Genomic DNA, 11698 nt, shown 5'->3' on the forward strand with positions numbered 1-11698 from the left:
CCGGGGGGCGCTACCCCCGTGGGGTTGGGGTGCGGGGCTGGGGCCCGGGCCGCCGGGCGGGGGGGGGCCGGCCCCGAGGCCGCCGGGGGCCGCCCCCCCCCGGCGGCCCCGTTCACCGCTTCCCGGCCCCGCGGATCAGCCGCGGTTCAGCTCGAACCACACCACCTTGCCCGTGCTCAGCCGGGTCGCGCCCCAGCGCCGGGCCAGCCGGTTCACCAGGTACAGCCCGCGCCCGCCCTCGTCCGTGGCCCGCGCCTGCCGCAGCCGCGGCAGCTGCGGCACGTCGTCGCCGACCTCGCAGCGCAGCACGTCGGTGCGCAGCAGCCGCAGCGTGACCGGCCGCGTGGCGTACCGCACGGCATTGGTCACCACCTCGCTGACGAGCAGCTCCACCGAGTCGCTCAGCTCCTCCAGACCCCAGCGGGACAGGGCGCGCCGGGCCAGCCGGCGGGCCCGGCCGGGGGCCGCGTCCTCCGGCTCCAGGAACCAGTACGCCACGTCGCTCGGCGCGATCCCGTCGAAGCGGGCGGCGAGCAGCGCGATGTCGTCGTCCCGGTCGCCCGGACCGAGCATGTCGAGCACCTCGTCGCACAACGCCTCCAGCGGCGGCGGATGGTCCGGGCCGGTCAGCTGCGCGGTCGCGGCGAGCTTCTCCCGCAGCTGCTCGATACCGGTCCACACGTCCCGCAGCCGGGACTCCACCAGGCCGTCGGTGTACAGCAGCAGGGTCGCCCCGGCGGGCGCGTCCAGCTCCACCGCCTCGAAGTCCACCCCGCCCACACCGATCGGCGCGCCCGCCGGCACCCGCAGCACCTCGGCCCGGCCGCCCAACTCCAGCAGGACGGGCGGCGGATGGCCGGCGTTGGCGATGGTGATGCGGTGCGACACCGGGTCGTACACCGCGTACAGGCAGGTCGCCATGCGGTCCACGCCGAGCCGCTGCGCCTGTTCGTCGAGGTGGTGCAGCACCTCCTGCGGGGGGAGGTCGAGCCCGGCCAGGGTCTGCGCGGTGGTGCGCAGTTGGCCCATGATCGCCGCCGACGTCATGGAGTGCCCCATGACGTCACCGACCACCAGCGCGACCCTGCTCCCGGGCAGCGGGATGGCGTCGTACCAGTCGCCGCCGACCCGCGCGGTCTCCGCGGCCGGCAGGTACCGGGACGCCAGCCGCACGCCGGTGCAGCGCGGCAGGTGCTCCGGCAGCATCGTGCGCTGCAACTCGTCCGCGATGTACGCCTCCCGCCCGTACAGCACCGCCTTGTCGATGCCCAGCGCGCTGTGCGTGGCCAGCTGCGCGGCGACCAGCAGGTCGTCGGCCTCGAACGGGATGCGCTCCGGCTGGCGCAGGAACAGCGCCGCGCCGATCACCCGCCGCCGGCCGCGCAGCGGCGCGAGGATCGCCCGCTGCCCGTCCGGCACGGCCGACGCGCCCTCCTCGCCGAGGAGTTCGGGCAGCGCGGCGCGGGCCGCGGGCGCGTCCGTGAACACCGGCCGTACGCCGCGCAGCACCTCGGCGAGCGCGCTGCCGGGCCGTACGGTGCACAGCTCCGCGCCGACCGAGTCCAGTTCGGACGGCTCCGGCGGGGCGGCCGGCGTGAACCCGCCCTCGGTGTCCCGTTCGGCCGGGATCCGGTCGGTGCGGCGCAGCCGCAGCACCAGCGGGCCGGTGGGCCGCTCGTCGCCGACCGGCAGCGGATCGCGCAGGTAGACCAGGATGGCGTCGGAGAAGGTGGGCACGGTGGCCCGGCACAGCCCCATCACGATCTCGTCCAGGTCGATGCCGCGGGCGATCCGCCGGGTCGCGGCGCCGACGAACCGCAGCCGGTCCCCGTCCCGGCGCATCGGCGTGGGCCGGCCGGGCTGGGCGGCCTGCCCGGTGCGCCGTTCCTTGCCGTCGGGGCCCGCGGCCGGCTGCACCGGGATGCCCTCGGGCGCGGGACGCGGCCGGTGCGTGTCCGGGCCGGTGCCCTGCCCGGCACCCGGCTGCGAGTGCTCGGAGCCGGGATCCGACACCGGGTCCTGGCCCGTGCCGCCGGGCGCCACCGTGCCCGGCGACCCCGGGGACGCGGCCCCGGACGCGAGGGGTTCACCGCCGGAGCGGCCCTGAGCCGCCAAGGCGGGCTCCGTGCCCGGCACATGCGCCGCCGGCGGGGTACGCAGGAGCGCCCCGCGGGGATCCGTGGGGTCGACGCCCGGCTGCGGGCGTTCGAAAGAGGTCGGCTGCTCCGTCACGCGTGTCGAGTCCATCCGTCCGGCGCACGCCGTGCGCGCGGTTCGTCCCGCCGAAACTCCGATACCCGGAATACGTGCCCCCGGAACGGAATTCCCGCGTGGTCAGAGGTTGTTCCTGTGCCGTCGGCCGGCCGTTCCCGGCCGGCACCGGTGTTTCCGTACCCCTCGCTCACGTCCTGCCGCCCCTCGGTGACGATCGGTCAAGCCCGGTGCGCGTTCCGGTGGTTGCTGCCCCGCACCCTTGCGGAGGACGATCCTACGTTTCCCGCCCGGGGGTGCAGCAAGGGTCTCACGAGGACACGTGCACGGGAGTGCGGTCCCAGTCCTGTGGCAGTGACGGTACCGTCCACGACGGGTCCGGGCGCCAGTTCTCCCACCCGTCCGCGAACGGCGGCCCCCAGGCCTCGATCACCTCCATCGCGGCCCGCCCGGCCGCCCGCACCCTCCCGGCCAGCGCGGAGTCCACCAGGCCGTCCCGCCGGGCCTGGTCGAACTCGTCCTCGTCGCGCCAGTGCCGGCTCCGGTCCGGGTGCACGGAGATGTCCAGGAAGTGGTCCTCGGAGTCCACTCCGCCCGCCCAGCGGGCCAGCGGCTCCTCCAGGTTCACGTACCAGTTCTTGAACCGCCAGCCCTGGTCCCAGAACAGCCACACCGACCAGGGCTCGCCGGGCCGGGCCAGCTTCAGCACACCGGTGCCGAACCAGCGGTCCCGCTGCACCGTGCGCGGCTTGGTGTACCGGGTGCCGAGCGGCTCCTGGTGCACGGGAGTGCCGTCGGCGAGCACCGGCTTCACGCACTCGGTGCCGGGCGCCAGCCACACCGCGAGCAGTTCCGGGCCGTCGCGCACGACCGTGACGGGGCGCGCGATGTGGATGCGCGCGCCACCGTTCTCCCGGTACCGCCACAGGATCTGTGTCCCGGGCTCCCAGAATCCCGCCGTTCCGCCCGCTTCCCCGCGCATCGCCGCTCCGCCCTCCGCCATGGCCAGATAGTAGGTGCCCCGCGCGTACGACGCCGGGGCACCCCGTCACGGTTCACGTCCGGTGCGCAAGGCTTTACGGGCGCGTCATCCGCAGGACGTCCAGCGCCGCGTCGAGCTGCTCCACGGTGAGGTCGCCGCGCTCGACGTAACCGCCCTCCAGCACGACCTCCCGAATGGTCTTCCGCTCGGCCAGGGACCTCTTGGCGACCTTGGCGGCCTCCTCGTAGCCGATGTACTTGTTGAGCGGGGTGACCACCGACGGCGAGGACTCGGCGTACTCGCGGGCCCGTTCGCGGTGCGCGACGATGCCGTCGACCGTGCGGTCGGCGAGCAGCCGGGAGACGTTCGCGAGCAGCCGCACCGACTCCAGCACGTTCTTCGCGATGACCGGCAGCATGACGTTGAGCTCGAAGTTGCCCGCGGCGCCGGCGGCGGCGACGGTCGCGTCGTTGCCGGTGACCTGCGCGCACACCATGAGCACGGCCTCCGGGATCACCGGGTTGACCTTGCCGGGCATGATCGAGGAACCGGGCTGGAGATCGGGCAGGGAGATCTCCGCGAGGCCGGTGCGGGGGCCCGACGCCATCCACCGCAGATCGTTCGCGATCTTCGTCAGTCCGACGGCGATGGTCCGCAGCTGCCCGCTGGTCTCCACGATGCCGTCGCGGGCGCCCTGCGCCTCGAAGTGGTCGCGCGCCTCGGTCAGCGGCAGTCCGGTGGCGCGGGCGACCTCCTCGATGACGGCGGCGGAGAACCCGGGCGGGGTGTTGATGCCGGTGCCGACGGCGGTTCCGCCCAGCGGCAGCTCGGCCAGGCGCGGCAGGGAGGCGTTCAGCCGCTCGATCCCGTACCGCACCTGGGTCGCGTACCCGCCGAACTCCTGGCCCAGCGTCACCGGTGTGGCGTCCATCAGGTGGGTCCGCCCGGACTTCACCACGTCGGCGAACTCCCCGGCCTTGCGCTCCAGGGCGGCGGCGAGGTGGTCGAGCGCCGGGACCAGGTCACGGGTGACGGCGGCCGTGGCGGCGATGTGGATCGACGACGGGAAGACGTCGTTGGACGACTGCGAGGCGTTGACGTGGTCGTTCGGGTGCACGTCCCGCCCCAGCCGCTCGGTGGCGAGCGTGGCGAGGACCTCGTTGGTGTTCATGTTGGACGAGGTCCCGGACCCGGTCTGGAACACGTCCACCGGGAAGTGCTCGTCCCACCGTCCCTCGGCGACCTCCCCGGCCGCCTCCTGGATCGCCCCGGCGATGTCCTCGTCCAGCACCCCGAGCCGGGCGTTCACCTTGGCCGCGGCGCCCTTGATCAGGGCGAGGGCCTCGATGTGGGCGCGCTCCAGGCGCTGCCCGGAGACCGGGAAGTTCTCCACGGCGCGCTGGGTCTGCGCGCGCCACTTGGCGTCGGCCGGTACCCTCACCTCCCCCATGGAGTCGTGCTCGACGCGGTGGTTCCGGTCGTCGTCCGTGGTCGTCATCGTCGTACCTCCGAGCATGCACAGCAGCGGTGTCCGGCGAGCGTATTCCCGTGCACGGCCTCCGCCCCGCCGCGTGAGGAGCGCGGCGGGGCGGAGTACCCGTGGGGGGCGGTCTCAGTCGCTCAGCAGGGTCACGTCGTCCAGGACGAAGCTCGTCTGCAGCGAGGAGTCCTCGCTGCCGGTGAAGGTCAGGGTCACCGTCCGTCCGGCGTACGCCGACAGGTCGACCGAGCGCTGTACGTAGCCGCTGCCGGCGTCGGCGTTGGACAGCGTGGCGAGCGTGGTGCCGCCGGCCTTCACCGTGAACCGGTCGTACGGCGTCGAGCCGGACTCGTCGGTGTCGATGTGCAGCCAGTAGCTCAGCGCGGCCCGGGTGCACCCGGCCGGCACGGTCACCGACTGGCTGATCGACTCGGTACGGGTGGAGCCGTACCCCGACAGCCAGGCGAACCGGGTGCCGGTGTGGGCGGACTGGCCCGACTGGGCGCCGATGGCCCCGGTGCTCCCGGTCCACGGCGAGGTGCCGCTCTCGAACCCGCCGTTGGCGACGACGCCGGTGGTGTCACAGGTGCCGCCGGTGCCGGTGTCCACCGCCCGCTGCCAGATCGTGTACGCGATGCCGTCGGACGCGCGGTCCAGGCCGGTGGTGTTGATGTTGGTGAGGGTGTCGCAGGAGGAGTGGTAGCAGGGGTCGTACGCCCTGCTCGCGGTGCCGCCCCACTTGGCGGCCTGCGCGGAGGTCTTGCGGGCGCTGGCCCCCATCGCGTAGCCGGAGGTGGGAATGGAGTACTGCTCGAAGGAGTAGTCGTCGCTGCGCCCCGCGCCCTCGGTGTTCTCCTCGGGCTGGAGCCCGAGCGAGTCCCAGTACGCCTTCATGGGGGCGGCGGCCGAGGAGGTGATGTGGTTGATGAAGTAGCCGCCGTTGACGGAGGCGACCATGTCGAAGTTGTAGTACGCCTTGATCCTCGCGCGCTCGGTGGACGACAGGGAACGCACGTAGAAGTCGGACCCGTTGAGACCCTGCTCCTCGTCGGTCCACCAGGCGAAGCGGACCCGGTTGCGCAGGGTGGGGTTCTGCCGGGCGAGCGTCAGGGCGTTCTCGAGGAGGGCGGCGGAGCCGGAGCCGTTGTCGTTCATGCCGGGGCCGGCGGAGACGCCGTCGAGGTGGGCGCCGAACATGTACACGTTGTTCGCGTCGCCCTCCGGCCACTCGGCGATCAGGTTGGGTCCGGCCCCGCTGGTGCAGCCGGAGGTGCACGGCTGCTCGGTGACGGTGTATCCGGCGGCCTGGAGCCTGCCCTTCACATAGGCGACGGAGTCGTCGTACCCCTGGCCGGTGGAGCGGCGGTTGCCGCCGTTCCGGCCGGCGATGGCGCTGAACTCGTTCAGGTGCGCCTTCACTTCGTTCACGTCGACGTCGGGTGCGGCGCTGAGGGTGGTGTCCGCGGTGGGTGCGGGGTCGGCGGCCACGGCGGGGAGTGTTCCGCAGCCGAGCACGACGGCGAGCGAGATGCCCGCCACGGCGAGTCTTCGTATCACCTGGTCTCCTCCGGGAGGTGGCTGTGGGGTGAGCCACACAGGAATGACATGGCATGTGCATGTCGGAGCGCCGAGAAGACTCACAGCGATGGTTGGGCCAGTCAACGGAACGGGCCGGGCCGAGGCTTGATTGTCCGAAAGAAGCACACGGGATCCGCTATGCGGACGGCGGTGATTCACACCCGAACTCCCCGCTCCGGCAAAAATCAGCCCCTCCGGCGTTTGAGGAGCGGGGGTCCGGGGGCAGCGCCCCCGGGGTCGGGACGGGAAGGGGCGGCGGGGGCGAAAGAACCACCCCCGCCGCCCCCGCGACGGCTACGCCAGCCCGGGCCCCCGCACCGGAATCGACGTGAACGTCGGCTGCTGCGGCGAGGGATCCTGGAAGAAGTCATTCCCCTTGTCGTCGACGACGATGAACGCGGGGAAGTCCTCCACCTCGATCTTCCACACCGCCTCCATCCCCAGCTCCTCGTACTCGACGACCTCGACCTTCTTGATGCAGTCCTGCGCCAGCCGGGCCGCCGGCCCGCCGATCGACCCGAGGTAGAACCCGCCGTGCGCGTCGCACGCGTCGGTGACCTGCTTCGACCGGTTCCCCTTCGCCAGCATCACCTTGGACCCGCCCGCCGCCTGGAACTGCTCCACGTACGAGTCCATGCGCCCGGCCGTCGTCGGCCCGAAGGACCCCGACGCGTACCCCTCCGGCGTCTTCGCGGGCCCCGCGTAGTACACCGGGTGGTCCTTCAGGTACTGCGGCATCTCCTCACCCGCGTCCAGCCGCTCCTTGATCTTGGCGTGCGCGATGTCGCGCGCCACGACCAGCGGGCCGGTCAGCGAGAGCCGGGTCTTGACCGGGTACTTGGTCAGCTCGGCGAGGATGGCGTCCATCGGCTGGTTGAGGTCGATTCTCACCACGTCGCCGTCGGCGTCGAGCTGCTCGTCCGTCGTCTCCGGCAGGAAGCGTGCCGGGTCGGTCTCCAGCTGCTCCAGGAACACGCCCTCGGCGGTGATCTTCGCGACGGCCTGCCGGTCCGCCGAGCAGGACACGGCGATCGCGACCGGGCAGGACGCCCCGTGCCGCGGCAGTCGCACCACGCGCACGTCGTGGCAGAAGTACTTGCCGCCGAACTGCGCGCCGATCCCGATCCTCTGCGTCAGCTCGAAGACCTTCTCCTCCAGCTCCTTGTCCCGGAAGCCGTGCCCTAGCGGGGACCCCTCGGAGGGGATCTCGTCCAGGTAGTGCGCGGAGGCGTACTTCGCGGTCTTCAGCGCGTACTCGGCCGACGTGCCGCCGACGACGATCGCCAGGTGGTACGGCGGACAGGCGGCCGTGCCCAGCGAACGGATCTTCTCCTCCAGGAACTTCATCATGGAGGCCTCGTTCAGGACCGCCTTGGTCTCCTGGTAGAGGAACGACTTGTTGGCCGACCCGCCGCCCTTGGCCATGAACAGGAACTTGTACGCGCCGCCGTCCGTCGCGTACAGCTCGATCTGCGCGGGGAGGTTGGAGCCGGTGTTCTTCTCCTCCCACATGGTGAGCGGGGCCATCTGCGAGTAGCGCAGGTTCAGGTTCTTGTAGGCGTCGTAGATGCCCCGGCTCAGGGCCTCCTCGTCACGCCCCGACGTCAGCACGTTCTGCCCGCGCTTGCCCATGACGATCGCCGTACCGGTGTCCTGGCACATCGGCAGCACGCCCGCCGCCGCGATGTTCGCGTTCTTCAGCAGGTCCAGCGCGACGAACTTGTCGTTGCCCGACGCCTCGGGGTCGTCGATGATGCGGCGCAGCTGCGCCAGGTGGGCGGGGCGCAGGTAGTGCTGGATGTCGTGGACGGCCTCCTCGGCGAGCTTGCGCAGCGCCTCCGGCTCCACCTTGAGGAACGTCCGCCCGTCGGCCTCGAAGGTGGAGACACCTTCGGAGGTCACCAGCCGGTAGGGGGTGGTGTCCTCTCCCATGGGGAGCAGATCGGCGTACTCGAACTCAGGCATCTCGCCCATTCCTCACTCGACAGGAAGTCTTCCGGGGCGGCTCGCCTCCGGGGCGCCGAGGCCTGTGCACAGGGCCCGTCGTGCTCGGCCCTTCGGGCCTTCGCGCACTCGGGTCCTCCGCGCAGGCGCGCCCCTTCGGCTCGCTCGCCGGCCGCCCGCCGACGTCGGCGGGCGCCCACCAGCGTAGGACCTGCTCTTCGCGGTGAGTCTGTGAGGTTGTCCTCAGTTGTCCCCGTCAGGGGGTAGTCGCGATCTATCGCGTTTCGGTACGCTGCTGCCGTGGACCTTCACAAGCACGCCCAGCAGCCGGACGCGGCACCACGGACGGCCGAACTGCGCGCCTCCGACGCCGACCGGGACCGTACCGCCGACCTCCTGCGCGAGGCCCTCGCCGAGGGCCGCCTCACCGCCGACGAGCACGCGGAGCGCGTCGAGGGCGTGCTGGCCGCCAAGACGGTCGGGGAGCTGGAGGTGTTCGTCCGTGACCTGCCGGCGGCCCACCAGCGGCGAGCGGCACACGCCTCCGCCCCCAGCCGCCCCACCACCGGCGCGATCCCGATGGACCCCGATGACAACGTGGTCGCGGTGTTCAGCGCCGCCACCCGCAAGGGCCGCTGGCGCACCGGCCGCCGCATTCACGCCTACGCGGTCTTCGGGAGCGTGGAGATCGACCTGAGCGAGGCGCTGTTCGACCACCAGCAGGTCATGATCAAGGCGTTCTCCGTCTTCGGCAGCGTCGAGATCCGCGTCCCGGAGAACGTGTCGCTGCGCGGCATGGGCGGCGGTGTGCTCGGCGCCTTCGAGGTGGACACGCTCGACGCGGCCGACCCCGAGGCCCCGGTGGTCTACGTGGACGGCTGGGCGGTGCTGGGATCCGTCGAGGCGCGGCCCAAGCGCGGCAGGCTCGTGGCGGACATCCTCGACCGGGTGCAGCGCAAGGTCGACCGGAGCATACGCAGGCACCTGGGCCACTGACGTACGGCCGGGACTCTGTGCATAGGCGCGCGCACATCGGGTAAGCCTTGCTGCATCGTGTCTCGCTTGCGAAGCCGTCGTCAGGAGTAGACCGTGCTGCAACCGCCGCATTCGTCCCTGCAGATAGCCGCTGTTCCGGCCCAGCGAGCGGCAGCGCGGGACAGGGACCAGGACGCCCCCTGGCACACCGAGGCGGTGTGCCGGCGTGACGAGGCGGGGCTGTTCTTCGCACCCTCGAAGGAACCCACGGCCGCCCGGCTCTCCCGCGAGGAGGCGGCCAAGCGCGTCTGCGCCCGCTGTCCGGTGATGGTCGAGTGCCGCGAGCACGCCCTGCTCCAGCCCGAGCCCTACGGCGTCTGGGGCGGCCTCACCGCCGCCGAACGCCGCGTGGTCCTGGCCCGCCGCCGGCGCCGCGAGATGGAACTGAAGAAGAACGCCCGCCCGGGCCGCATCGCGGCAGCGGGCTGAACCACACGCAAGCGACAGAAAAGGGCGCCCCCTCCGCACGGCGGTTTCTAGGGGGCGCCCCTTCGCCACCGGGGAGCTCGCTCACCTCTCAACACCGGGGAACTGGTCCGGCTTCAGGGGCGCGGGGCTGTGCCCGATATGCGGCTACCGCCGCGCGGGCGCGACCAACCACGACGCACCCGCACTCACCCACGCGCCGCAGGCTCCCCGCACCGGCGTTTCACTTGGCGCGATCGAAGTCGATCGCGCTGTACGCCCGCAGCTTCGAGAGCCGGTGCTCGGAGTCGATCCTCCGCACCGTCCCCGACTTGGACCGCATCACGATCGAATCGGTCGTGGCCGTCTCCGACCGGTACCGCACCCCGCGCAGCAACTCGCCGTCGGTGATGCCCGTCGCCACGAAGAACACGTTGTCCCCGGTGACCAGGTCCTCCGTGGTCAGCACCCGGTCCAGGTCGTGCCCCGCGTCGACCGCCCGCTGCCGCTCCTCGTCGTCCTTGGGCCACAGCTTGCCCTGGATGGTGCCGCCCAGGCACTTCACGGCGCACGCCGAGATGATGCCCTCGGGGGTGCCGCCGATGCCGAGCAGCAGGTCGATGCCGGTGCCCTCGCGCAGCGCGAGGATCGAGCCCGCCACGTCGCCGTCGGAGATCAGCTTGATGCGAGCCCCGGTCTCCCGGATCTCCTTGATGATGCCCTCGTGCCGCGGCCGGTCGAGGATCACCACGGTGACGTCCTCGGGAGTGGCCCGCTTGGCCTTGGCGACCCGGCGGATGTTCACGCTCACCGGCGCGTCGATGTCGACGAAGTCCGCGGCCTCCGGCCCGGTGACCAGCTTGTCCATGTAGAACACGGCCGACGGGTCGAACATCGAGCCGCGCTCGGCGGCGGCCAGCACCGCGATGGCGTTCGTCATGCCCTTGGCGGTCAGCGTCGTACCGTCGATCGGGTCGACGGCGATGTCGCACTCCGGGCCGGTCCCGTCGCCCACGCGCTCCCCGTTGAAGAGCATCGGGGCCTCGTCCTTCTCGCCCTCGCCGATGACGACGACGCCGTTCATCGAGACGGTGGAGACGAGGGTGCGCATGGCGCGCACCGCGGCACCGTCGGCGCCGTTCTTGTCGCCGCGCCCTACCCAGCGGCCGGCCGCCATGGCCGCGGCCTCGGTCACCCGTACGAGCTCCAGGGCGAGGTTGCGGTCGGGGGCCTCGGAGGGGACATCGAGTTCGGACGGCAAGTGATGGTGTTCGGTCATCGGAGCGCACCTTTCTGTACGACGACGGCCGGATGAGGGTTGGGCACGACTCTATCGCCAGTCCGACAAAATGAGCAGGGCCCCCCACGGATGAGCGCACCGGGCACCTGCGACGATAGGGGGCGTGGCAGGAAAGAGCAGCATGCAGAAAACGGCCCGGGACATGATCCTCTCCATGGTCCTCATCGGGCTGGTGGCGGGAGTGGTCTGGCTGTTCATCCCGCACGAGGACGGCGAACCCGACCTCAAGCGGGTCGACTACCGGATCGACCTGCTCACGGCCCGCCGGGCCGCCTCCTACCCCGTCGCCGCGCCGGAGGGCCTCCCCGAGGAGTGGAAGCCCACCTCCGTGCGCTACCAGGGCACCGAGTCCGAGGCCTGGCACCTCGGCTTCCACGCCCCCGACGGGGAGTACGTGGCGGTCGAGCAGTCCATGGGCAAGCGGGCGGCGTTCATCGAGGACAGGACGCAGGGCGCCGCGAAGACGGAGGCCACGCAGCGGATCGACGGCAGGACCTGGACGCGCTACGAGGGCGACCACTACGACGCGCTGGTGCTGGAGGGCACCGAGGGCTCGACCACGGTGGTGACCGGCACGGGTTCGTTCGGCCGGCTGGCGGAGATGGCCGGGGCGCTGCGCACGGAGTGAGGAAGACGTACAGGGGCGGGGGGGGGGGGGGCCCCCCCCGGCGGGGGGGGGGGGGCGGGGGGGGGGCCCCCCCGGGGGGGGGGGGGGGCGGGGCGGCCACCCAGGGGGGCGCCCGCCACGCCCGGGGCGGGCCAC

Annotated in this window: 9 protein-coding genes; 3 read left to right on the top strand and 6 right to left on the bottom strand. The window is 72.2% G+C overall.

The genetic code is table 11. From position 1 onward, the window contains the following. Positions 1 to 135 precede the first annotated feature (135 nt). The 5 genes from ACH5AO_RS09865 to ACH5AO_RS09885 form a co-directional block, all read right to left on the bottom strand. Positions 136 to 2247, bottom strand: coding sequence for a SpoIIE family protein phosphatase (locus ACH5AO_RS09865; protein WP_398923605.1), 2112 nt, complete (start codon positions 2245 to 2247; stop codon positions 136 to 138). A gap of 274 nt (positions 2248 to 2521) precedes the next feature. Further along, positions 2522 to 3214, bottom strand: a complete 693-nt coding sequence (locus ACH5AO_RS09870; protein WP_398923607.1) for a DUF402 domain-containing protein — start codon at positions 3212 to 3214, stop codon at positions 2522 to 2524. A gap of 73 nt (positions 3215 to 3287) precedes the next feature. Further along, complete coding sequence (locus tag ACH5AO_RS09875) at positions 3288 to 4691, bottom strand: class II fumarate hydratase (protein WP_398923609.1); 1404 nt, start codon at positions 4689 to 4691, stop codon at positions 3288 to 3290. 114 nt (positions 4692 to 4805) lie between these two features. After that, positions 4806 to 6230, bottom strand: a complete 1425-nt coding sequence (locus tag ACH5AO_RS09880; protein ID WP_398923611.1) for a M20/M25/M40 family metallo-hydrolase — start codon at positions 6228 to 6230, stop codon at positions 4806 to 4808. A 315-nt stretch (positions 6231 to 6545) separates the two neighbouring features. Beyond that, positions 6546 to 8225, bottom strand: a complete 1680-nt coding sequence (locus ACH5AO_RS09885; RefSeq protein WP_398923613.1) for a fumarate hydratase — start codon at positions 8223 to 8225, stop codon at positions 6546 to 6548. 270 nt (positions 8226 to 8495) lie between these two features. On the opposite strand from ACH5AO_RS09885, the gene ACH5AO_RS09890 reads away from it, so the two are divergent. Together ACH5AO_RS09890 and ACH5AO_RS09895 are read left to right on the top strand one after the other, a co-directional pair. Then, positions 8496 to 9191 carry a DUF1707 domain-containing protein gene (locus ACH5AO_RS09890; RefSeq protein ID WP_398923614.1) on the top strand — a complete coding sequence of 232 codons (696 nt, stop codon included), beginning with the start codon at positions 8496 to 8498 and terminating at the stop codon, positions 9189 to 9191. 93 nt (positions 9192 to 9284) lie between these two features. Then, positions 9285 to 9659 carry a WhiB family transcriptional regulator gene (locus tag ACH5AO_RS09895; protein ID WP_078913925.1) on the top strand — a complete coding sequence of 125 codons (375 nt, stop codon included), beginning with the start codon at positions 9285 to 9287 and terminating at the stop codon, positions 9657 to 9659. 220 nt (positions 9660 to 9879) lie between these two features. On the opposite strand, the gene glpX is transcribed toward ACH5AO_RS09895, so the two are convergent. Next, on the bottom strand, positions 9880 to 10914 hold the full coding sequence (gene glpX, locus ACH5AO_RS09900) for a class II fructose-bisphosphatase (protein ID WP_398923617.1): 1035 nt from the start codon (positions 10912 to 10914) through the stop codon (positions 9880 to 9882). Positions 10915 to 11056: 142 nt separating this feature from the next. Between glpX and ACH5AO_RS09905 the strand changes: the two genes are divergently transcribed. After that, positions 11057 to 11563 carry a DUF4245 domain-containing protein gene (locus ACH5AO_RS09905; RefSeq protein WP_398923619.1) on the top strand — a complete coding sequence of 169 codons (507 nt, stop codon included), beginning with the start codon at positions 11057 to 11059 and terminating at the stop codon, positions 11561 to 11563. The last annotated feature ends 135 nt before the right edge of the window (positions 11564 to 11698 follow it).

This window comes from Streptomyces sp. NPDC018964, from assembly GCF_044390325.1.
GTDB lineage: Bacteria > Actinomycetota > Actinomycetes > Streptomycetales > Streptomycetaceae > Streptomyces.